The following is a 21,862-nucleotide window of genomic DNA, read 5'->3' as shown; positions in this document are numbered from 1 at the left end:
GCGGGGATGAACCGGGCCACCTGCCGTTCAAAGATGGTGGCCGTCGTATTCCCCGCACCCGCGGGGATGAACCGTAGGGTTCAATCCCCCTTCCCCCGGGCCCACGCGTATTCCCCGCACCCGCGGGGATGAACCGGTGGGCTCACTTCCCTTTTCCCATGTCGCCCCGTATTCCCCGCACCCGCGGGGATGAACCGGTCAAGCTGCCGCCTGAGCTTGTGCGTCGGGTGTATTCCCCGCACCCGCGGGGATGAACCGCTTTTCGATGCTGCAATCGCCGCTGCTGGCCGGTATTCCCCGCACCCGCGGGGATGAACCGACACTCGGTGACGCCGAAGTGCGTTTCGTTGTGTATTCCCCGCACCCGCGGGGATGAACCGGTAGGCCTGCATATAGCCGATGGCGCGGTGGAGTATTCCCCGCACCCGCGGGGATGAACCGACATTGTGTCCATACTCCCGGCCACCAGTGGTATTCCCCGCACCCGCGGGGATGAACCGTCCCTGGTTTTTGCTTTCTCCCCAAGAGACTCGTATTCCCCGCACCCGCGGGGATGAACCGCCCCACCCCCGCGATTCGGCGAACGATGTATCGTATTCCCCGCACCCGCGGGGATGAACCGAGCAGAGGCTGCCCGCCCAGGCCTGGGGGCCGTATTCCCCGCACCCGCGGGGATGAACCGCTTTGAGCGCAACCAGGCTTTGGCCTTTTCCCCGTATTCCCCGCACCCGCGGGGATGAACCGATGGCGTAGTCGTATAGCGGCCATGCGTTGGTGTATTCCCCGCACCCGCGGGGATGAACCGACATGGTCGACGCAGCGGCATACGCATTTCATGTATTCCCCGCACCCGCGGGGATGAACCGACCCGCACCTGGACGGTGCGGGTCAACCACCGGTATTCCCCGCACCCGCGGGGATGAACCGCTCAGCTTGGGGGTAACCGCACCCAGCCCCAGGTATTCCCCGCACCCGCGGGGATGAACCGTATATGGCCTGCGACAACATCAATGCGGCAGTCGTATTCCCCGCACCCGCGGGGATGAACCGGGCAAGAAGCGGCCATGGAATGGGGCCCTGAAGTATTCCCCGCACCCGCGGGGATGAACCGGCGGCCATCGTGCGGCGCGCAAAATCCGAGGGGTATTCCCCGCACCCGCGGGGATGAACCGGATTGCAAAGGCTTCTGTGGTGGAAGACAAGCGTATTCCCCGCACCCGCGGGGATGAACCGACAGATACTTCGTATCTGTCTCCTACACATGAGTATTCCCCGCACCCGCGGGGATGAACCGGCACCCCGCAGATCACGGGAGCCATCCACAGTGTATTCCCCGCACCCGCGGGGATGAACCGACCGATATTTGCTCAGCGTTTGAACAGTTCGAGTATTCCCCGCACCCGCGGGGATGAACCGCTATGGGAGAAGGACAGAAGTTGGAACCACATGTATTCCCCGCACCCGCGGGGATGAACCGGCGTGGGCACCAGAACAAAGCGGCCCGACTCCGTATTCCCCGCACCCGCGGGGATGAACCGCGATGCCCCCGCACTGAGCGTGGACGACATCGGTATTCCCCGCACCCGCGGGGATGAACCGTTCGATGGCAACTACTTTGAGACTGGGTTCTGGTATTCCCCGCACCCGCGGGGATGAACCGTTGAGCGCCCACCCCTGCTCGTTGCCCACCGCGTATTCCCCGCACCCGCGGGGATGAACGGAAATGAAGCCTTTGTTGGTTACGTACCTGCGCGGCTTTCAGCTAGCACCTTCTGCCACGCATCCCGGAGCCACTCCTGGGGAGTAAGCAGCCGAACTGTACTCAGCAAATCCCAGTCGTTATTTTTGCGGGCAATCTCCACCATTTGCGGCCAGAGCCGCTCAAAGTCCTCGCGGGTATAGCGGCCTTCCCGGTACAAGATGTACATTTCGTCGTACAGTTCGGATATCGGGTGGGGAGCCATAACTACCTCAAGCTGTTCAGAAACCAGTCTTCGGGTTCAACATACGCACCGCATTAAGTGCCTCGTAATCTCCGCCAGAAGCCTCGATTGGTTACAGCCAGAGCTGCTCAAACTCTTCCTATGTATAACAGCCATCGCGCCAAAACGAATAGATGGTGGTCGTTCAGGGTTGCGACGGCTGGCTTGTTAGTTGTCACGTAAACTCCCGGGCACTCCCTACATTATAGCAAACCAGGAGGGGTCGAAGCTCCTGAGCTGCGCACAGGCGTATTGTTAGGTTGCCGGCTGTTTGGAAAACCACTCGAGTTACCACTGAGCGGTTTGCGGTATGGTAGAACCCATATGTTTCGCTCGAGCCGCACCCCCACCGGCGGAGGGGTTTTTTTGGAGATGGACAGGGCCAAGGCCGAGGCCCGCGCCCAGGGCCTCGAGGTGGTGGATCTCTCGATTGGGGCGTCCGACCTGCCCCCGCCCCCAGAGGCCCTGGAGGCCCTCAAACAGGCCATAGACGACCCCTCGAGCTACGGCTACTGCCTCAAGTCGGGCACCCTGCCCTTCCTCGAGGCCGCCACCGACTGGTACTTCCGGCGCTACGGGGTGCAGCTCGACCCCCGGCGCGAGGCCCTGAGCCTGATTGGCTCGCAGGAGGGACTGGCCCATCTGCTGATGGCCGTGGCCGACCCCGGCGAGGTTCTGCTGATGTGCGATGTGGCCTACCCCTCCTATTTTGGAGCGGCCAAGGTGGCGGGCCTCGAGGTTCACCTGATGCCGCTGGGCGAGCACCTGTTGCCCGACCTGGGGGTCGTGCCGGAGGCGGTGGCCCGGCGGGCTAAGGCGCTGCTGCTCAACTACCCCAACAACCCCACCGCGGCCCTGGCCTCGGAGGAATTTTTTGCGGAGGCGCTCGAGTTCTGCCGCCGCTACGACCTGCTGCTCATCCACGACAACCCCTACCTCGACCAGGCCTTGAAACCCACCCCCTCGCCCCTGGCCCTGCCGGGGGGGCGGGAGCGGGTGGTGGAGCTTTTTAGCTTCTCCAAAAGCTACCACCTGGCCGGTTTCCGGCTGGGTTTTGCCCTGGGCAACGCCGAGGCCATCGCCAGCCTGGAAGCCCTCAAAGCCCCCATTGACTTCAACCAGTACCTGGGCATCCAGCGCATGGGCATGGCCGCGCTGGCTGTACCCCAGGCCCGCCTGCAGGCCGACGCCCAGACCTGGGCCCGCCGCCGGGCAGCCATGGTGGAGGCCCTGGCCCAGCAGGGCTGGGCGGTGCCGCTCCCCGAGGCCGGGATGTATTTGTGGGCCCGGTTGCCCTCCAGCCTGGCCCTGGACGACCTGGCCTTTGCCAAAGCCCTGGTGGCCCAGACCGGCGTGGCCCTTGCGCCGGGGCGGGCCTTTGGGCCGGGTGGGATGGGGTACGTGCGCTTTGCCCTGGTGCAGCCCGAGGCGGTGCTGCGCCGGGCGGCCCAGCAGATCGGGGCCTTCATGCGCAGTGTGGTTACAGATTGAAGCAGCTAGACCTGAACGCCCAGGGGCCCGCTCAGCAGTTGCAGGGCGGCCTCCTCGGGGGTGAGTTCGCCCCGGGCTACCCGGGCGATGAGGGCCTGGCCTTCCTGGGTTTTGCGGCGGCCCCACTCCTGGATCACGCTCTCCACCTCGAAGCGGGCGCGCTCGAGCCGGTGAGCCTCGAGCAGGTTGTGTTGCTGCAAGTGCTGGTGGTGGGCCTCGAGGGCCTCGAACAGCTCCGCGATGCCCTCGGCCTTGGGGGCGATGGCGGTGAGCACCGGCGGCTTCCAGCCCGCCGGGCGGGGGGCGGCCAGCTCCAGGGTGGTTTTAAGCTCCTGCACGATGCGCTCGCCGCCCGGCAGGTCGAACTTGTTGACCACGAACACGTCGGCGATCTCCATCACCCCGGCCTTGAAGGCCTGTACCGCGTCGCCAGCCGCAGGGGTCAGAATCAGCACGGTGGTGTCGGCCACGCGGGCGATGTCCACCTCGCTCTGCCCCACCCCCACCGTCTCCACGAAGATGCGGTCGAAGCCAAAGGCCTCCAGAAGCGTCAGGCTGGCCACGGTGGCCCCGGCCAGCCCGCCCAAAGCCCCCCGGCTGGCCAGCGAGCGGATGTAGACCTGCTTATCCTGGTGGTGGCGCATCATGCGGATGCGGTCGCCCAGGATGGCCCCGCCGGTGAAGGGGCTGCTGGGATCCACCGCCAGCACCGCCACCCGCTCGCCCCGCCGCCGGGCCTCCTCGATCAGCCGGTCGGTGAGGGTGCTTTTGCCGGCTCCAGGGCTGCCGGTCAGGCCCACCACTTTAGCCTGGCCGCGCCCCCGCAGTTGCCGCAGCAAGGCCTGCCCTTCGGGGTAGCCCGACTCCACCAGGGTGATGGCCCGGGCCAGGGCCCGCACGTCCTGGGCCAGAAAGCGCTCGTAGAGGTTCATGGGGCTAGTGTATCGCGGCCAGGCCCCTACAGCAGGGCGATGCAGGCCACCTCCACCTTCACGTCGCGGGGCAGGCGGGCCACCTGCACGGTGGCCCGGGCCGGGAAGGGCTCGCGCACGTACTCGGCATAGACCTTGTTAAAGGCCGGAAAGTCGTTCATATCGGCCAGGTAGCAGGTGGTCTGCACTATCTTGGCATACGAGCTTCCGGCGGCCTCGAGCACCGCCCCTAAGTTTTTCATGACCTGATGGGTCTGGGCCTCCACATCCCCCGCGACCAGCTCGCCGGAGGAGGTGAGGGGAATCTGGCCTGAGCAAAACACCAACCCACCGGCCACGATGGCCTGGCTGTAGGGACCGATGGCCTGAGGGGCTTGATCGGTTTGTACGCGCTGCTGACTCATACCCACAGCTTATACCACAAGCCGGGTGGGTTAGCCCTGGGAGGTGGTGCTAGAGGCCCCGGCAGCGGCGGGCGGGGCGGTGATGGTGGCGCTGGACTGCTGGGTGTGGAGGCCCAGGTGGGCCAGGGGGGCGTTGGACTCGAGGTCGGCAGCCATGACCAGGTAGTCCATGTCGGCCAGGGTCCATAGCTGCACCCCGTGGGCCTGGGCCAGCTCGCTGAACGAGGCGCCCTGGGGTTGGTCGAGCAGAATCAAAACAACGCCCTCGGCCCGGTGGGCTTGCCTGGCGCTTAACACGTCCTGCAAGGCGCTGTCCAGGGCCGACAGGTGAGAGAGTACCTGGAATATATACCGGGTTCCTACGGGCGAGCGGGCCAGGAGATAGTTCTGGTCTGGGGTTGGCGAGGCCACCCAGGAGGGGCATCGGTTCAAAAGACCAGCCACCATGCGCAAAAATGGTCTTGGCTCAATTCGAATGGCATCCGATGCTGGCATAAGCAACCCGTATACCCAATCATGCTATAGGCCAGGGTCATTAAGCAACTGAAAGGAAGGCCCAGGAAAACTCAGACAGTTCTTGGGCTTTGCTTCACTTTTTCCTCATGTAAGGGGCGGGCCTGTGGATAACTTTGTGGATAACCCGGCCTGGCCTGTGGATAACTTTGTGGGTATCTGGGTGTTTCCCAGAAGGAGGCAGGGGTTTTATTCGTTTGGGACGGGATATTTTTCAAAAGCCCAAATGTGAAACGGTTGTCAATTCATGCGGCTTGCATTAGAGGTGCTTCACCCAGAAGACCATGGGTTTGGGGGTCTCCTGGGGCTGGCCGAGGTCGCGCCAGGTGAACTGGCAGACCAGGTCGGGGCGCTTGCTAAACCCCCGCCGCTGCCAGAAGGCGTCCAGCGGCACGTAATCGGCGGGTCTGAGGGGGTGCTCGGCGGGGCGTTCGACGGCGCAGAAGGTGGCCCGGCGGTAGCCGAGCTCGAGGGCCCGCGCCTCCCGGTGATGAAAAAAGGCCACCCCCAGCCCCCGGCCCCGATACGCGGGCTCCAGCACCGACTCCCCGAAGTAGTACCAGTCCTGGGGATTCAGCCCGGCCTTTATGAAGGGTTCCCGGAACTCGACCTCGGCCTGGGCAAGGGGCAGGGCGGTGGAGGCCCCCACCACCCGCTCGCCGTCCCGCACCACCACCAGGGTGCTCTCGGGGAGGTTCATAAACTTGGCTAGGTAGTGCGTCTCGTACTCGAGGCTCCCCTCGTACAGATAGGGCCACTCCCGAAAAACCGCCATGCGCAGGCGGGCCAGCTCGGGGATGAAGGGGGCCACCTCGGCACCGGAGAAAACATCCACGCGCAGGTTCATGCTTTTCAGCATAAACAGGGGGCCGGCCCGGTACAATCTAGCAATGATTCTCTCCGCCGATCCCCCTGCCCACGCGCTGCTCATCGACAGCCGCTCCCCGGCTGAGTACGCCCAGGGCCACCTCGAGGGCGCCATCAACCTCGACCTGTCGGGCTTTCGCGGGCGCTTGCGCAGCGAGGAAGAGCTAGCGCAGCTCGAGCAAGCCCTGGCCGATCTCAACGGCCGCATCGGGGCGGGCCCCCACCGCCCGGTGGTGGTCTACGACCTGGGCTTCAACACCCGCCTGACCAAAACCGCTTTCATGCTGGCCTTGGGGGGCCTCGAGGTCTACCTGTGGCCGCAAGGATGGGAACCTCGAGCCACCCAGCAGACCCCAGCCCAGCCGGTGGCCGGTGAGCCTTGGGCCCGGCTCAACCGCGAGATCCTGCTCACCGCTGACGAAATCCTGGCCGGTCTGCCGTATCCTCTGCTGGACGTGCGCGAGCCCCAAGAGTTTGCCACCGCCCGGATTCCCGGGGCCAAAAACATTCCGCTCGGAGCGTTCGGCCCGGACAACGCCGGGGCCCTGGGTCTTTTGGCCGGCCAGGCGGTGGGGGTGCACTGCCGCAGCGGGGCCCGCAGCGCCAGCGCGTTCTGGCTCCTGCGCCAGCAGGGGGTGCAGGCCCGCAACTACCTGGGCAGCATGCTCGAGTGGGAGGCCGAGGCCGACCTGCCGGTAGAACGTTCCTGAGGCCCTTGCCAGAATTTGCCTGTAGGCTGTAGGGCATGAAGGTGTATGGCTTGGCTGTAGGCCCTTTGCAGGAAAACACCTATCTGTTGGTGGCCGAGGACGGACGGGGGGTTATCGTAGACCCCGGCGACGAGCCCGGGCGCATCCTGGCCGAGGTGCAGCGGGTGGGTTTAAAGCCGGAGGCGATTTTGCTCACCCATGCGCATTTCGACCACGTGGGGGCGGTGGCCCCGCTGGTAGAAGCTTTGCGGCTACCGGTCTACCTGCACCCAGCCGACCTGCCGCTCTACCGCAGCGCAGCTTTGAGTGCGGCCCGCTGGGGTCTCTCCATTCCCCAGCCGCCCGAACCCATCGAGCCCCTGGCCGAGGGGCAGACCCTGGATTTTGGCCTGGGCCTCGAGGTGCTGTTTCTGCCCGGGCATGCCCCAGGGCATGTGGGCTTCTACCGGCCCGGCCACCTGGTGAGCGGGGATGTGCTCTTCCGTGGGGGCATCGGCCGCTACGACCTGCCCGGCAGCGACCCCCAGGCGTTGTTGGCCTCGCTCCAGCGAGTCGTCCAACTGCCGCCCGAAACGGTGGTCTACCCCGGGCATGGCCCCACCACCACCCTTGCAGAGGAGCTGGCGAGTAACCCTTACCTGGCAGGCTGAGCCGGGTCAGCGCAGGGCCCGCCCGGCCAGCAGCACCGCCAGCAGCGAGACCCCCAGGGCCACCTCGAGGCCCCACAGGGGGCTTTGCCCGATGAAGGGCGGGTAGACCAGGCCTGCGACCGTCCCACCCAGGTAGAACGCCGCCACATAGGTGCCGCTCACCCCACTGCCGCCCCGCCCCGAGGCCCCACCGGCGATGGCCTGGGCGGTGAAGATGCCCGCCATCATGGCCACAAACCCCACCAGAATCCACAAAGGCTGGTCGGGCAACTGCGCCAGCAGGCCCAGGGTGACCAGGCCAAAGGCCAGCCGGAAGGCCCGCACCTCGCCCAGCCGCCTGACCAGCGCCCCGGCCAGGGCGCTGCCGGGGATGCCGGCCAGGTAGGCGAAAAATATCCCCCCAATCTGGGCCTGCGATAGCCCCAGGGCCTCGAGGCGGTAGGGCAGCAGGTTGGTCACAAAAAAGTTCAGAAACAGCAGAATGAAGCCCAGGGTGTACAGGGGCCAGGCCCGCAGGGTGTACTGGGGTGCGGGCAGGGCCAGGCGGTCGCGCGTGCGCAGCACCGCCCAGGCGATGACGGCCACCGGAAGGGCCAGCAAGACCATGGCCCAGCGCTCACCAAACCACTCGGCAAACAGTCCCCCCAGCCCCCGCCCCAGGCCCCCGCCCAGCACATTGCCGGCCACCCAGAACCCGGCCATCTGGGCGTGCTTGCGGGGATACAGCCGGGGCAGCAGGGCCAGCGAAAGCCCTGGAACGGCTGCCGCAAAGGCCCCCTGCAGGGTTCGGCAGAGCGTCCAGATTTCTAGGCTGGGCGCCAGCCCGGCCAGCACGCCAAACAGACCCACCCCCAGCAGCCCGCCGCCCATCACCATACCCGCCGGCAGGCGGAGGCGCGGCACCAGCGGTGAGAGCAGCACCAGCAGCACAAAGGGCAGGCTGATGCCCAAATGGGCGCTGCCGGGCGGGGTGCCGAACAGGCGTTCCAGGCCGGGGAGCATGGGCACCACCGCATACAGCGCTACGTAAAGCAGCGCGCCCGATGGAAGCAAGGCCCAGGCCACGCCTAAAGCATATCCGGTTCTGCCGGGGCGGGGGGCCTGGATGTAACGCCGATCTATGTTTTAACGCTCATTCCTGTGGCATCCGGCCCGGAGGTTTTTCTACAATAGCCCCATGTGGCAGCCGCTCGAACCGGTTGGATCCTGGCTCCACCGGCTGTATTGGCGTATGACCGTATTCGGAGGGGGGGCCCTGGCGCTAACCCAGTTTGTGGTGGGCACCGACACAGCCCGGTGGGTGTCCCTGATCTACCTTGGAACCATCCCCATCATACTGTCGCTAACCCAGCGCTACCCGCAGCCAGCGCTCATTACGCACCTGGGGATAACCCTGGGGCTGCTGGTCTGGGCGGTGCAGCAGCCGGAGGCGGTCGTGCCTGGCTGGAATCAGGAGGTGATGTTTTACGCGGTCGCCACCCTGGCCACCCTGGGCCTGACCGCGCTGGCCTTGTTTGGAGGGCCCTGGGTAATGCTGGGGAGCCTGATTGGTTTGGTGGCGCTGCTACCCCATCCCGAGTCGGGGCCTTACTGGGTGGTGTGGCCGCTGTGGGCCCTGGGGGGTTTGGTGGGGGTGGCGCTTTTCCAGGCTGTGCGCAACCTCGAGGTCACCCAGCGGGAGCTATCCCAGGTGGCCCTCTTCGACCGCCAGACCGGCCTGAGCACGCGCCTGGCCCTCGAGGTCGACTACGAACGCTACCAGGCCCTGGCCAGCCGCAGCGACCAGCCGCTGCTGTTCTCCTACTGGCTGCTCCCGGAGACCGGCCAGAACCTCCAGCTTTTGCAGGAGCTGGGGCAGATTATGCGCGAAGCGGTGCGGCAGGGGGATGGGCTATACCGCATGGATGATCACCTGTTTTGCGGCCTGCACATTGGACTGGTGAGCGGGCACGAGCTGACCGAGCGCCTGAGCCAGCGGTTCGCCAACGCCCGGGTGGTCTGGGTGGCCTGCAACGGCCTGACCCTGGAGGAGGCCCTGCGCCAGGCCCAGGAGCTGCTGTATCGAAGCCACCGGCGGCCCCAGCAAATCCACACCGGGATGCCCAGGGCCTAGCGGTTTTAGGCGACTGCGCGGCGGGTTCCCCGGAACAGCACCCCGTAGGGGTTGGAGGATGCCACCGGCCCCGCGCCTTCGGGTAATCTGGGCGGGATGTGGGTCTTGAAGGTTGCCCTGCCCTTGCCGCTCGAGCCGATGACCTACCTGCCCCCGCACGCCGACCCTCGAGCGGAGGTGCTGGGCTACCGGGTGGTGGTGCCCTGGCGCGGCGAGCTGCGGGTGGGCGTGGTGGTTGGGCGCGAAGAAGCTCCCCAGAAAGCCTTTGCGCTGCGGGAGGCCCTGGCCTACCTCGACGCGCAGCCCTGGCTGAACCCTGCAGCCCTCGAGTTTCTATTGTCCGCCGCCCGCGACAGCTTTTGTGCGGTGGGCGTTTTGCTCAACGACCTGCTGCCCTTCCTCGAGCCCCCCCTTACCCACCGGGTGCGGCTTGTGCCCGGGGCCGACCCGGCGGTGCTACCCGGAGGCCTGGAAGCCCTGGCCGCAGGCTGGCAGGAGGCCCAGGGCCTCGATCCCAAGCTGCTGGATTTTTTGCGTGAGGCCGGGGTTTTGCAGGAGGAGGTGGCTGAGCGGCGCACCCCGGCCCAGGCCCTGGTGGTGTTGCGCGAACCCGCGGAGGGCCTGAGCGAGAAGGCTAAAGCGGCCTGGTATGCCCTGCGCGACCTGCGCCAGGTGGAGAGCATGGCCGCGCTGGCTCGAGCCGCCGGGGTGGGGGTGGGGGTGGTGAAGGGCCTGCTCGAGAAGGGCTATATCGGGTTTGTGGAGGTAACGCCGGCCCTCGAGGCCGTTGCGGCGCGCGCGCTCGAGCCCCTGGAACTGCCCCTGTCGCCGGTGCGGCTGCAGGGGGGGCGGCTGTTGGAGCGGCTGCGGGCCCTGGCGGGCCTGGTGCAAAAGGGCCCGGCCCTGCTGCTCTTTCCCGAGGTCTCGCTGCTCAAAAAATGCCAGCCCTTCTTCCCCGAGGCCGCCGTTTTACACGGCGAGATGAAAGCCGAGGAGCGCCGCTTGGTGTGGGGAAGGCTTATTCAGGGGGCGGCCAGGTGGGTGCTGGCGACCTATCAGGGGCTCTTGCTTCCGCTCGACTGGGAACGCATCGTGGTGGTGGAGGAGGCCGCCGAGGCCTACAAGCTTCCGGGGGGCTCGAGGGCCTTCGTGCCCCGGCTGGCCCGGCTGCGGGCCCAGGGGCTGGGGGTGCCCATCCACTACTGCTCGAGCGTCAACAGCCTGGAGGTCTGGGACGAACCATCCTACCTGCTGCCCCCGCCCCACCCGCGGCTGCACCTGCTGGATCTGCACCAGGAGCGGGGCTGGCCCCTGACCGGAGCCGCCATCGCCCTGTTGCAGCAGGTGCAGGAGAAAAAGCGCCAGGCCATTGTGCTCTCGGCCCGGCGGGGCTATAGCGCAGTGCTGCGCTGCAAGCAGTGCGACTGGAAGGCTATGTGCCCCAACTGCGCCCTGCCCCTGCGCTACCACAAGAGCGGGCGGCTGGGCCTCTTGCAATGCCACCAGTGCGGCCACGAGGAGAAAGCGCCCGAGCTATGCCCTAGCTGCCAGTCCGACGTTTTCGACCCCAGGGGGCCGGGGGTGGAGTGGCTTGTGGAGGCCCTGGGGCGGTACCTTCCCAGCCTGCCCCGCTACCGCTACACCGCCGAGGCCAAAGACGACCTGCGCCCCTTGCTGGCTGGCGAGCCGGGGGTGCTGGTGGGCACCACCGCCATTCTGCGGGGGCCGGTGCTGCCCGAGCTGGCGCTGGTGCTGCTGCCCTATGCCGATGGGTTTGTCCTCGAGACCGACTTTCGGGCGGTTGAGCGCTACCACCGGCTTTTGTGGCAGCTCACCGACCTGCACCCCCAGCGCCGCCCGCTGCTGGTGTTGCAGACCTTTGAGCCGGGGCACGCCGCCCACCGGGCGCTCCAGGCCGCCAGCCCCCAGGGCTTTATGGAGGTTGAGTTGGCCCTGCGCCGCACCCTGGGTTACCCCCCGGCCAGCCGGATGGTGAAGCTCGAGGTGGCCCACCCCAAGGAGCCGGTGGCCCGCGATGCCATCTTTCGCTTAGCCCAGCTTCTCCAGGCCAGCGCCGAGCCAGGCGAGCTGCTGGGCCCGGCCCCGGCCCCTGTGGCCCGTCTGCGGGGCCAGTACGTGTTTCACCTGCTGCTCAAAAGCTCCGAAGAGCGAGTCCGGGCCCTGATGGCGAACCTGCCCCCGGTGCGCGGCGCGCGGCTCAGGATAGACCCCGATCCGCAAAGCTTTGTGGGACTGCTGGAGGACTGATGCAAGGCATGGGTTTCGCCATCCGCCCCTATGAGCCGGCCGATCTGCCGCAGCTTTACCGGGTCTGTTTGCTAACCGGCGACAGCGGGGCCGATGCCAGCGGGTTATACCGGGATGCCAGCCTGCTGGGCCACTTCTACGCGGCCCCTTACGCCGTTCACGAGCCCGACCTGGTTTTTGTGCTCACCGACCTCGAGGGGGTGTGCGGCTACGTGCTGGGCTGCTGCGACTCCCTCGAGTTCGCGGCCTGGATGGAGAGCGTGTGGCTACCGCCCCTGCGACAGAAGTACCCCCTGCCGCTCGAGGCCGATACCTCCAGGGATGCCGCCATGATCCGCCTGATTCACAAAGGCTATGTGCCCTCGAGCCTGGCCGATACCTACCCGGCCCACCTGCACATCGACCTGCTGCCCAGGGCCCAGGGGCAGGGGCAGGGCCGCAAGCTGATGGAGGTGTTTCTGGAGCGCCTGCGCCGGCTGGGGGTGCCGGGCGTGCACCTGGGGGTGGGCCGGCGCAACCTGGGCGCGGTGGCCTTCTACGAGCGGATGGGGTTTACGCGCCTGCAGACCTTTTCCTGGGGCTACGAGTACGGCTTGAAGCTTTAGCGCCGCAAGCCCAGCTAACCGGCGGCGATGAGGGCGATGGCCGCCAGCGAAAGCACCACCCCCATCACCTGGCCCTGGCCCAGCCGTTCTCGCAGCAGCGCCCAGGCCAGCACAGTGGTAAAGGCGGGGTATAGCGAGGAGATCACGGCGGCCACGTCCAGCCGCCCGGTCTGGGCCGCGACCAGAAAAAGCAGGTTGCCCCCGGCGTCCAGGAGTCCGGCCAGGCCCACCAGACCCAGGCTGGTGACCAGCCTGGCCTCCCGCCGCAAGAGACCCAGCCCCCCCACCAGCCCGAGCATCAGGGTGGTGGCGGTGAGCTTGGCCAGGGCCGAGGGCCAGAACAGGCCCTCTACCTGGTGAATCAGGGTGAAATACCCCCCAAACCCCAGACCCGCCAGGAAGGCGTAGATCAGCCCCCTCGAGGGGCCAGAAGCACCATCGGGACGCGCCGCCAGCCAGACGCCCAGCAGACCCACCCCAAAGCCCAGGAGCTGGGATGGCGTGGGATGGCCCTCGAGCACAAACCCCACCAGGGCCGCCAGCCCGGCCCCCACCACCCCGGCCACGGGGGCCGCCAGCCCCATCTGCCCGGCCTCGAAAGCCCGGTACAGAAACACCAGCCCTGCACAGCCCGCCAGCCCTGCGCCCAGGCTCCAGGGCACATCCTGCGCCTGAAAGGCCTCCCCGCGCAGCAGGGCCAGCAGAGTAAAAAGCAGCAAACCGGTGGCATGCACCAGCAAAGCAATCAGGTAGGGGTTGAGCCGGCGGGCCGCCACCCCTCCGCTAAAGTCGCCTGCGCCCCACGAGATGGCCGAAAGCAGCGCAAAAGAAACCGCGAGCAGTTCGGGACTCATGAGCGCCAGCATACGCTATGGCTGGGCAGCAAATGAGCTTTCTGGTCTTGAGCCTAAAGCCTGGGGCCCTTAGCCTATAGCCAGTGCGTCTGTTGCGCTTGCGGCAAAAAAACTTCCGAAACCTTTTCACCCCAGTTTTCGCGCCGGGGCCGGGCCTGACCACCGTGGTGGGGGGGAATGCCCAGGGCAAGACCAACCTGCTCGAGGCCATCGAGCTGGCCCTGGGTGGTGAGCTACGCAATGGCCTGGCCGAACGCATCGCCTTCGGCCAGGGAGAGGCCTGGCTACATGCCGAGATCGAGACCCAGTTTGGCAACAGCCGCCTGGAGGTAAAGCTGAGCCGCGAAGGCCGCGAGCACCGGCTCAACGAGGCCCCGGCCTCGCTGCGGGAGCTGGCCCAGCTGCCCGGTGCGGTGCTGCTGGGCCCCGACGACCTCGAGCTGGTGCTGGGCCCCCCGGAGGAACGCCGCCGGTTTCTGGATGTGCTGCTCTCACGCTTCTCGGCCCGCTACCGCTCAATGCTCAGCCAGTACAACCGGGCTTTGCAGCAGCGCAATGCCGTGCTAAAGAGTGGCTTTCGTCCGACCTCCAGGGGACAGGGCGAGGGTGCACCCAGCTCAACAAGGGCCTCCATCGGCATCTGGAACCATGAACTGGTCAAGTATGGCAGCGAAATTCTTAGCCTGCGCCGCCGAATGCTGGCCAAGCTCACCCCCCTGGCCCGCGAGGCCTACCGCGAGCTGGCTCCGGGCGAACTGAACCTGGAGCTGTCTGAGACCACCGACCCGGATCGCTTTTTGCAAACCCTGGAGGATAACCTGCAAGACGACCTCCAGCGCGGGGCCACCAGCGTGGGGCCCCACCGCGATGATCTGGTTATTCTGCTCGAAGGGCGCGAGGCCGCCCGCTTTGGTAGCCGGGGCGAGTGCCGTAGCATCGCGCTGGCCCTCCGCCTGGCCGAACACCGCCTGCTCTGGCAACACTACGAGGAGGCCCCACTGCTGCTGGTAGACGAGTGGCACAGCGAGCTGGACAACCGCCGGCGCGGGGCCTTGCTGGCTTATGCCCAGAGCCTGCCACAGGCCATCCTGGCCGGCCTGGAAACCCCCGGCACCGGGGCCGTGATCGAGATTGAAGCCGGGGTGTGGAGCGTATGAAGCCCGGGAGAGAAATAGATGCTTCATCGATCCAGGAGGCCCGGCGCGGGCTGGCCTGGGCCCTGCTGCTGGGCCTGGCCATCCTGGCTGTAATTGTGGTGGTGTTTATGGGCTTTGTGTTGGTGCGCCTGCTACCCTACGCCGAGGTTCTGGCGACCTCGAGCGGGCCTGTGACCCTGCCTTCGGGCGAGCGCCTGCACCCCTCCTGGCTGCGCGTGGCGGTTGCAACGTTTGCTGTCGCGCTGGGACTGGGCCTGGCCTCGCTCTGGGGTTTGGTCTGGCTGCGGCGGGTCTGGGCCAGGCCCCTGCCGGCTGCCAGCAAGAAGGCCCAGAAGAAACCCAAAAATAAACGCAAACGCTGAAAGACCCCCCTAGGCCAGGAGCAGCCGCAGGCCCCCCAGCAGGGCCAGCAAGAGCGCCATCCACTCGAAGGTGCTTTGCGGGATGTGGTTTAGCAGCCGGCGGCCTGCCAGGGCCCCCAGCACCACCGCGGGGGTTAGCCACAGGTTAAAGGCAAGCGACTCCCAGGTGATAAGGCCCAGGCCTACCGCAAAAGGCACCTTGAACAGGTTGACCACCAGGAAATACCAGGCGATGCTGCCCACCACCTCGAGCTTCCCCATCCGCATAGCCAGCATATAGATGAGCACAAAAGGCCCTGCCGCGTTGGCTACCATGGTGGTAAAACCAGCCGCCACGCCCATGCTGAGCGCAAAGGCGGGGTGGCGGGAAACCATCACGTCGTTTAGATTGCGGGCCTTGCGGTATAGCTGATACAGGGTCATGCCGGCCACAATGGCCCCGATCACCCGCTGCACCTGCGCGTCGTTGCTAAAGTAAAGCATCAATGTGCCCAGGCCCACCCCCACCGCTGTCCAGGGGAAAATTCGCATGAGCGCTTGCCAGCGCACGTTGTTGCGCAGCATGCTGACAGCGATAAAGTCGGCGCAGATCAGCACCGGTAGCAAAGCGCCGGTGGCCTCGCGCGCCGGAATAATGCTGGCGAATAAAACCACGGCAATGGTCACCGCACCCGATAGACCGGCCTTGGAAGCACCCACCAGCCAGGCGGCCAGCAGGGCCACCGCCCAGGACTGGGGGCTGAGTTCCACACCGCTACCATACCCTGGCCTGGCCCATTGGTGGGCTGGGTAGTAGCCAAGGGAGGGGCTTTTGCCTAGCCTGTAGTGAGGGATGTCCAAGGCTCGTTCATCTGCCGAGATTGTCGCCCAAATTTTGCGCCAGAAAGGGCTGAGCAGCGGGGTTCGGCGAGGCCAGGCCCTGGCGCTGTGGCCCGAGATTGCCGGGCCGGCCCTGAGCGAGCTCACCGAGGCGGAGCGCCTGGAAGACGGGGTGCTGTTCGTGCGGGTGGTCGATGCGGTGGTGGCCCACCAGCTTACCTACCTGCGGGAGGAGTTCCTCAGGCGCTACCAGGAGAAGCAGCCCGGACTGGTACAGGAGCTGCGCTTCTTGGTGGGAGCCGAGAAAAAAGCCAGGCCCAAAGAAAAGCCAAAAACCCTACCCAGGCTAGACCCCAAAGAAGAAGCCCGGCTGCAAGAGTTGGCCAAGCGCTCCCCGCAAGACCTCCAGGGGGTGATTCTCCGGGCTGGCAGGGCCATACTGCAAAGGCAGAAAGGCAACCCTCACCCGCCATGCCCCATCTGCGGCGCGCCCAGTCCGGTGCATCCTTGCAAATCCTGCCAGAGGCTGCTGGATGCGCCTACTGTGCAACGCGAGGCAACACACCTGACCCGTTTTCCCCTACGAGCGCGCCTCGAGGGCGAGCCCCTGCAGGCCGCTCGCTACCTGGCCCAGCAGAAGCTCGAGGCCCAGCTACGCGACCTGCTACCCCAGGTGATCCAGCAGCCCGAGCTGATGCCCATCCTGCAAGACACCGCCCGGCGTTACCTGCAGCTTCGCACCGGTGAACAGGAGGTTCGAAGCCACCGCCACCTGCTACCCGATACCCTGGCCTCGCTGCTCAAAGAAGTATGATGGTGGAGTCCGCAGCGCTTCCCTGGCCTGCCGCGAGGGATGCACAGCAAATGAACCGCGTTTGTTCTTGGAGGAAACATGGCAACCGAGACCAAAACCAAAAGCGTTGGTGGCGATAGCAAAATGAAGGCCGGGCTCATCTGGTTCAACGGGCAGATGGTGCCCCAGGAAGAGGCCAAAGTCTCGGTACTGACCCACGCTTTGCACTACGGAACCAGCATTTTTGAGGGCCTCCGGGCCTACAACACCCCCCAGGGCCCGGCCATCTTCCGCCTGCAGGAACACACCGAGCGCTTTTTTCACAGCGCCAAGGTCATGATGTTCGAGCTGCCCTTTAGCCCTGAGCAGATCAACCAGGCCATCCAGGAGGTCGTCCGGGCCAACGGCTATACAAGCTGCTACATCCGCCCGCTGGCCTGGATGGGGGCCCACACGTTGGGGGTGAACCCCCTGCCCAACAACCCAGCCGAGGTGATGATCGCGGCCTGGGAATGGGGCACCTACCTGGGTGAGGAGGCCGTGCGCAAGGGGGCCCGGCTGATTACCTCGTCCTGGGCTCGCTTCCCGGCCAACGTGATGCCCGGCAAGGCCAAGGTGGGAGGGAACTACGTCAACAGCGCCCTGGCCCGCGTGGAGGCCCAGCAGGCGGGGGCTGACGAGGCCCTGTTGCTCGACAAAGAAGGCTTTGTGGCCGAGGGGTCAGGAGAAAACATCTTCTTCATCCGCCATGGTGTGCTGTATGCGGTGGAGCACTCGGTTAACCTGATGGGCATCACCCGCGACTCGGTCATCACCATTGCCCGCGACCTGGGCTACGAGGTGCGCGAGGTGCGGGCCACCCGCGACCAGCTCTACATGGCCGACGAGGTCTTTATGGTAGGCACAGCCGCCGAGGTTACGCCGGTCTCGTACCTGGATCACCGGGCCATTGGCACGGGTAAGGCCGGGGAGCACACCATGAAGATCAGGGCTGCCTATATGGACGTGGTGCACGGTAAAAATCCCAAGTACGCAGCCTGGCTGACCTATGTTAAGTAGGCCGAGCTGCGCCGACCCCAGTGGGCTCCCGCCCGGCTTTTTATCCAGCTCCTCGAGCCGCGATGGTTGAATGGTGAAACCACTTTCGTTGCTGTTCCTAACCCTGTTTAATAGCATTCTGGGCTTATCGGTCTTGTTCCCTATCCTGGGGCCGCTTGCACGAGAGCTGGGTTTGAGCGAGGTGCAGGTGGGGTTGTTTTCCACCGGCTACGCCCTGATGCAGTTCATCCTGGCTGCCTACTGGGGGCGACGCAGTGAGGTGGTGGGGCGCAAACCCATCTTGCTGATGGGCATCCTGGGTTTTGCGGCCAGTTTTTTTTTGTTTGCGCTGTTCGCCTGGCTGGGCTACCAGCAGGTGCTTTCGGGCTGGGGGCTGTTTGCATGCCTGCTCTTCTCCAGGCTGTTGGGGGGTGCTTTCTCCTCGGCCACCCTGCCCACCGCCCAGGCCTACCTGGCCGACATCACCCCGCGCGAACAGCGCACCCAGAACTTTGCCGTTTTGGGGGCTGCCTTTGGGCTTGGGGTGATTTTTGGCCCGGCCATCGGGGCGGGTTTGGCGCACTTTGGGCTGCTGGTGCCGGTGGTTTTTTCGGCCAGCCTGGCCTTACTGAACGCGCTTTTTGTCGGGCTGGCCCTGCCTGAGTCGCGCCGGCCGCTCGAGCGCACCCCAACCCCTCCCAGCCTCTCCTGGACTGATCCCCGCATCCGGCCTTTGCTCCTTATCGGCTTGAGCATCAACCTGGCCTCCATCGCCATGGAGCAGACTGTGGCCTTTTTGTACCAGGATCGCCTGGGACTCACCCCAGCCCAGACCGCCCAGACTGTCGGCCTGGCCCTGGTGATTTTTGGCATTGTGGGGGTACTGGTGCAGGGCTTCTGGGTGCGCACGGTCAGGTGGCCGCCCAGGGCGTTGCTGGGCCTTGGGCTGGCCCTGCTGTTGCTGGGCTACCTGGGCCTGGTGTTCGCGCCCAGCTTCGCCTGGCTCACCGCCTCGCTGGTCTTGCTGGGGCTGGGTTCGATGGCAACCCCGGGGCTCACGGCCGCCCAGTCGCTGGCGGTTTCCGACGACGAACAGGGGGTGGTGGCCGGTCTATCCAGCGCGGCCCAGGCCCTGGGGCGCATGCTGGGGCCGGTGGTGGGCACCTCTTTGTACGGGTTTTCCCCGGCCTATCCGTATGTGTTTTCCGCCATGCTGATCGGTCTGGCGCTTTTGTTTTTCCTGGCCCGACCGCAGCTAGCCAGTCAGCGGGAGTAGCCCGGCTTCCTCCAGCAGCCGCTGCAGCATCTCCAGATTGACCAGGGCGTGGCCCCTGGTGGTGTTGTTGAAGATGAACCAGACCTGGGTGGGGGTTTCGTGCTCCAAGGCGGCCTGCAGGGATCGCACCCAGAAGCGCAGCTCCTCCTCGCTGTAGCGGTAGTCGTGTCGCTCGGCCTGGTCTTTGCCTTCGTACCACTTTTCCTTGTTGCGCCCCGAGAGCCTGATGTAGGCGATCTCACTGGTGATGTGGAGCTGGTTTTTGGGCAGGCCGGGCAGGGGCGGGTAGTCGGTGCTGACCCAGGTCAGGCCCGCTTTGCGGAAGGCTTCGCGCACTTCCTCGTTGTCCCAGGAGGCATGGCGAAACTCCACTGCCAGCCCGCCGGGGGCCAGGGTTTTGTCGGCGAAACGCTGGGCCAGGGCCGCCAAATACCTGCGGTTCTCGGGGGTGCGGTGAAAGCTCTGGGGAAACTGGGCTAAAAAAGGCCCCAGCACCCCGGCTTCGCGCAGGGGGGCCACCGACTCAAAAAGCCGCCGGTAGTCCTCGTCGCCGGCCTTGCGTTCGTGGGTCATGCTCTGGTGAATCTTGACCGCCCAGTGCACCCGCCCTTCGCTGCGCTTTAGCATTCCAGCAAAGGCCTTGAGGCCGGGTATGTTGTAGAACGAGGAGTTCAGCTCCACGGCGTTGAAGTGGCGGGCGTATATCGAGAGCCACTGGTCTTTTTTGGCCTCGAGCGGGTACAAAAGGCCCACCCAGTCCTCGTTGGTGTAGCCGCCGGTGCCCAGGTAGATTTCCACCCCGCCTATTGTGGCACAGGAACCAAAAAAACGCGCCGCCCGCAGGTGGCGCGTTTATACGGGCGCAGCTACTCCACCGTCACGCTCTTGGCTAGGTTGCGGGGCTGATCCACGTCGCGCCCCAAGAACACCGCCGTCTCGTAGGCCAGCAGTTGCAGGGGCACCACGCTCACCACCGGGGCCAGCAGATGGTGGGTCTGGGGGACATAAATCACGTCCTGGGCAAACTTCTTCACCTCTGTATCGCCCTCCGTGGCTACGGCAATCACCCGCCCGCCCCGGGCCCGCACCTCCTGGATGTTGGAGACGGTTTTCTCGTAGAAGGGGCTCTGGGTGGCGAGCACCACCACTGGCAGGCGCTCGTCAATCAGGGCGATGGGGCCGTGCTTCATCTCGCCGGCGGGGTAGGCCTCGGCGTGGATGTAGCTGATCTCCTTGAGCTTGAGGGCTCCTTCGTAGGCGGTGGGGGCCTGGATATGCCGCCCCAGGAACAGGTAGTCCTGGGCCTGGTGGTACTTCTCGGCGATGTGGGCCACCTGGGGGCGCAGCTCGAGGGTCTCTTCCACCAGCCGGGGCAGCTTGCGCATCTCCCCCAGAAACTCCCGCGCGGTCTTCTCGTCCAGCCTGCCCCTGGCCCGGCCCATCCAGACCGCCAGCATAGCCATGGCGGCCAGCATGGCGATGTAGGCCTTGGTGGAGGCCACCCCGATCTCCGGCCCGGCGTGGATGTAGAGGGTGTCGTCGACTTCGCGGGTGATGCTGCTGCCTTTGGCGTTGATGACCCCCAGGGTGCCCGCGCCCTTGCGCTTGGCCTCACGGATGGCCTCCAGGGTATCGATGGTCTCGCCCGACTGGCTGATGCAGATGGCCAGGGTTTTGTCGTCCACCACCGGGTCGCGGTAGCGGTACTCGGAGGCCACGTCGATCTCCACCGGCACGCGGGCCAGGGCTTCCAGCAGGTACTTGCCCACCCAGGCCGCGTAGTAGGCCGTGCCACAGGCCACGATGTGCACCTTGTCGTAGTGGGTGGGATCCAGCTTGAGCCCCAGCTCCACTCCGGCTTCTTCCTCGTGCAGGCGGCCCCCCAGGGTGTTCTCCAGCACCCGGGGCTGCTCGTAGATCTCCTTGAGCATGTAGTGGGGGTGGCCGCCTTTTTCGGCGGCCTCGAGGCTCCACTCCACCGTCACCACCTCACGCTCCACCGGGTTGCCGGCCAGGTCGGTCACCTTAACCCCTTCACGGGTCACCACGGCCATATCGCCGTCGTGCAGGAAGATCACCCGGCGGGTGTAGGGCAGCAGGGCCGGTACGTCCGAGGCCACGAAGTTCTCGCCCTCGCCCAGTCCAATCACCAGCGGGCTCACCGTGCGGGCCACCACAATCTCCTCGTGGTCTTGGTGGGCCACCACCAGGGCGTAGGCCCCATAGGCCTCGGCCAGGGCCAGCCGCACCGCCTCCACCAGGTCGCCCCGGTATTTTTCCTCGATCAGGTGGGCCAGCACCTCCGAGTCGGTCTCGGAGGTGAAGGTATGACCCCGGGCGATCAGGCCTTCCTTGAGCGGCAAGTAGTTCTCGATGATGCCGTTGTGGATCACCACAATATCGCCCTTCTCGGTGGTGTGGGGATGGGCGTTGGGGTCGGTGGGGGCCCCATGGGTGGCCCAGCGGGTATGCCCCACCCCAAACTGCCCGCTCAGGTTATGCTCCTTGAGGCTGTCGGCCAGCACCTGGAGCTTGCCAGCTTTTTTGACCACCTCGAGGTGCCCGTTAACCTTTACTGCAATCCCCGCTGAGTCGTAACCGCGGTACTCCAGGCGTTTGAGCCCGTCCAGAATTACCTCCGACGCCTCGCGGAAACCCACATACCCTACGATTCCACACATCTTTTTACCTCTTTTCCTAAACCATAGACCAACTGTCCGTTCAAGCCGCTGCTATTTGCACCAAACCTGGGGCCATACACCCCAAAGGCCACCCCTTACCGGCTGGATAAGGCCGGTGGGTGTGATGAATTTAGGCTGCTTTCTCCACCTGAACCCTGCCCATTGGCTGTCCGGCGCTCGCGCATCCGGCTTTCCCGCAGGGCTGCTCTGGCCGCTGGGCCAGCGGAGAGGGAGGGGTTCGCCCCCTGGCGGCATCCGCGGAACCACTCGATCTTTCGCAGTTGGCTGCTTATCTCGGCATGAGACCGCCACCTCGTAAGGTCGGTATCCGACCCCCTGCGCTCCTC

The 21,862-nt window shown here is 65.8% G+C and carries 21 protein-coding genes and 1 CRISPR repeat array (1 of these 22 cut by a window edge); of the genes, 11 read left to right on the top strand and 10 right to left on the bottom strand.

Going from position 1 to position 21,862, the window contains the following annotated elements; genetic code table 11:
* Window positions 1-1,721: direct repeats of the CRISPR family, unit length 29 nt; unit sequence GTATTCCCCGCACCCGCGGGGATGAACCG (it extends 2,835 nt beyond the left edge of the window).
* An 18-nt stretch (window positions 1,722-1,739) separates the two neighbouring features.
* Entirely contained in the window at window positions 1,740-1,964 is a 225-nt protein-coding gene (locus tag MRUB_RS15145; RefSeq protein ID WP_013015253.1) for a hypothetical protein, read from the bottom strand.
* Between the two features lie 342 nt (window positions 1,965-2,306).
* Here MRUB_RS15145 and MRUB_RS15140 point away from each other — a divergent pair, with 342 nt between their 5' ends.
* A complete protein-coding gene (locus MRUB_RS15140; protein ID WP_013015252.1) occupies window positions 2,307-3,473 on the top strand; it encodes an aminotransferase class I/II-fold pyridoxal phosphate-dependent enzyme in 1,167 nt (388 codons plus the stop codon).
* A gap of 5 nt (window positions 3,474-3,478) precedes the next feature.
* Here the strand turns inward: MRUB_RS15140 and meaB are convergent, their stop codons facing one another.
* From meaB to MRUB_RS15120, 4 genes are all read right to left on the bottom strand, one after another.
* A complete protein-coding gene (gene meaB, locus MRUB_RS15135; protein WP_013015251.1) occupies window positions 3,479-4,405 on the bottom strand; it encodes a methylmalonyl Co-A mutase-associated GTPase MeaB in 927 nt (308 codons plus the stop codon).
* A gap of 26 nt (window positions 4,406-4,431) precedes the next feature.
* Window positions 4,432-4,809 carry a RidA family protein gene (locus MRUB_RS15130; protein ID WP_013015250.1) on the bottom strand — a complete coding sequence of 126 codons (378 nt, stop codon included), beginning with the start codon at window positions 4,807-4,809 and terminating at the stop codon, window positions 4,432-4,434.
* Between the two features lie 30 nt (window positions 4,810-4,839).
* The gene (locus MRUB_RS15125) at window positions 4,840-5,241 is read right to left on the bottom strand and encodes a hypothetical protein (RefSeq protein WP_241476942.1); all 402 of its coding nucleotides are present in this window, start codon (window positions 5,239-5,241) and stop codon (window positions 4,840-4,842) included.
* 340 nt (window positions 5,242-5,581) lie between these two features.
* Window positions 5,582-6,169 carry a GNAT family N-acetyltransferase gene (locus MRUB_RS15120; RefSeq protein ID WP_041654127.1) on the bottom strand — a complete coding sequence of 196 codons (588 nt, stop codon included), beginning with the start codon at window positions 6,167-6,169 and terminating at the stop codon, window positions 5,582-5,584.
* Between the two features lie 43 nt (window positions 6,170-6,212).
* On the opposite strand from MRUB_RS15120, the gene MRUB_RS15115 reads away from it, so the two are divergent.
* Together MRUB_RS15115 and MRUB_RS15110 are read left to right on the top strand one after the other, a co-directional pair.
* The gene (locus MRUB_RS15115) at window positions 6,213-6,899 is read left to right on the top strand and encodes a sulfurtransferase (protein WP_013015247.1); all 687 of its coding nucleotides are present in this window, start codon (window positions 6,213-6,215) and stop codon (window positions 6,897-6,899) included.
* Between the two features lie 35 nt (window positions 6,900-6,934).
* Complete coding sequence (locus MRUB_RS15110; RefSeq protein ID WP_013015246.1) at window positions 6,935-7,549, top strand: MBL fold metallo-hydrolase; 615 nt, start codon at window positions 6,935-6,937, stop codon at window positions 7,547-7,549.
* Window positions 7,550-7,555: 6 nt separating this feature from the next.
* Here MRUB_RS15110 and MRUB_RS15105 read toward each other — a convergent pair whose 3' ends face one another.
* Window positions 7,556-8,614 carry an MFS transporter gene (locus MRUB_RS15105; RefSeq protein WP_013015245.1) on the bottom strand — a complete coding sequence of 353 codons (1,059 nt, stop codon included), beginning with the start codon at window positions 8,612-8,614 and terminating at the stop codon, window positions 7,556-7,558.
* Between the two features lie 166 nt (window positions 8,615-8,780).
* Here MRUB_RS15105 and MRUB_RS15100 point away from each other — a divergent pair, with 166 nt between their 5' ends.
* From MRUB_RS15100 to MRUB_RS15090, 3 genes are all read left to right on the top strand, one after another.
* Window positions 8,781-9,662, top strand: coding sequence for a GGDEF domain-containing protein (locus MRUB_RS15100; protein ID WP_013015244.1), 882 nt, complete (start codon window positions 8,781-8,783; stop codon window positions 9,660-9,662).
* 96 nt (window positions 9,663-9,758) lie between these two features.
* Window positions 9,759-11,930 (top strand): primosomal protein N' family DNA-binding protein, encoded by a 2,172-nt coding sequence (locus MRUB_RS15095; protein WP_013015243.1) that lies wholly within the window; start codon window positions 9,759-9,761, stop codon window positions 11,928-11,930.
* The gene (locus tag MRUB_RS15090) at window positions 11,930-12,535 is read left to right on the top strand and encodes a GNAT family N-acetyltransferase (RefSeq protein ID WP_013015242.1); all 606 of its coding nucleotides are present in this window, start codon (window positions 11,930-11,932) and stop codon (window positions 12,533-12,535) included. The genes MRUB_RS15095 and MRUB_RS15090 overlap by 1 nt, the downstream gene beginning before the upstream one ends.
* A gap of 14 nt (window positions 12,536-12,549) precedes the next feature.
* Here MRUB_RS15090 and MRUB_RS15085 read toward each other — a convergent pair whose 3' ends face one another.
* The gene (locus MRUB_RS15085) at window positions 12,550-13,389 is read right to left on the bottom strand and encodes an EamA family transporter (RefSeq protein WP_015586616.1); all 840 of its coding nucleotides are present in this window, start codon (window positions 13,387-13,389) and stop codon (window positions 12,550-12,552) included.
* Window positions 13,390-13,472: 83 nt separating this feature from the next.
* Here MRUB_RS15085 and recF point away from each other — a divergent pair, with 83 nt between their 5' ends.
* Together recF and MRUB_RS15075 are read left to right on the top strand one after the other, a co-directional pair.
* Entirely contained in the window at window positions 13,473-14,546 is a 1,074-nt protein-coding gene (gene recF, locus MRUB_RS15080; protein WP_013015240.1) for a DNA replication/repair protein RecF, read from the top strand.
* Complete coding sequence (locus tag MRUB_RS15075; protein ID WP_013015239.1) at window positions 14,543-14,908, top strand: hypothetical protein; 366 nt, start codon at window positions 14,543-14,545, stop codon at window positions 14,906-14,908. Before recF ends, MRUB_RS15075 begins: the two co-directional genes overlap by 4 nt.
* A 9-nt stretch (window positions 14,909-14,917) precedes the next feature.
* On the opposite strand, the gene MRUB_RS15070 is transcribed toward MRUB_RS15075, so the two are convergent.
* Window positions 14,918-15,658, bottom strand: coding sequence for a sulfite exporter TauE/SafE family protein (locus tag MRUB_RS15070; RefSeq protein ID WP_013015238.1), 741 nt, complete (start codon window positions 15,656-15,658; stop codon window positions 14,918-14,920).
* A gap of 82 nt (window positions 15,659-15,740) precedes the next feature.
* Here MRUB_RS15070 and MRUB_RS15065 point away from each other — a divergent pair, with 82 nt between their 5' ends.
* From MRUB_RS15065 to MRUB_RS15055, 3 genes are all read left to right on the top strand, one after another.
* Window positions 15,741-16,541 (top strand): DciA family protein, encoded by an 801-nt coding sequence (locus MRUB_RS15065; protein WP_013015237.1) that lies wholly within the window; start codon window positions 15,741-15,743, stop codon window positions 16,539-16,541.
* Between the two features lie 78 nt (window positions 16,542-16,619).
* Window positions 16,620-17,579: a branched-chain amino acid transaminase gene (locus MRUB_RS15060; RefSeq protein ID WP_013015236.1), complete on the top strand. Its 960-nt coding sequence runs from the start codon at window positions 16,620-16,622 to the stop codon at window positions 17,577-17,579.
* 73 nt (window positions 17,580-17,652) lie between these two features.
* On the top strand, window positions 17,653-18,834 hold the full coding sequence (locus MRUB_RS15055; protein ID WP_036199979.1) for an MFS transporter: 1,182 nt from the start codon (window positions 17,653-17,655) through the stop codon (window positions 18,832-18,834).
* On the opposite strand, the gene MRUB_RS15050 is transcribed toward MRUB_RS15055, so the two are convergent.
* Together MRUB_RS15050 and glmS are read right to left on the bottom strand one after the other, a co-directional pair.
* On the bottom strand, window positions 18,814-19,632 hold the full coding sequence (locus MRUB_RS15050) for a DUF72 domain-containing protein (protein ID WP_013015234.1): 819 nt from the start codon (window positions 19,630-19,632) through the stop codon (window positions 18,814-18,816). The two genes, MRUB_RS15055 and MRUB_RS15050, sit on opposite strands and share 21 nt — an antisense overlap.
* 68 nt (window positions 19,633-19,700) lie before the next feature.
* Window positions 19,701-21,515, bottom strand: a complete 1,815-nt coding sequence (glmS, locus tag MRUB_RS15045; RefSeq protein WP_013015233.1) for a glutamine--fructose-6-phosphate transaminase (isomerizing) — start codon at window positions 21,513-21,515, stop codon at window positions 19,701-19,703.
* Window positions 21,516-21,862 lie beyond the last annotated feature (347 nt).

The organism is Meiothermus ruber DSM 1279 (assembly GCF_000024425.1).
Taxonomy (GTDB): Bacteria; Deinococcota; Deinococci; order Deinococcales; family Thermaceae; genus Meiothermus; species Meiothermus ruber.
Note: the sequence above shows the minus strand (reverse complement) of the source record. Positions and strands in the feature narration are given on the sequence as shown.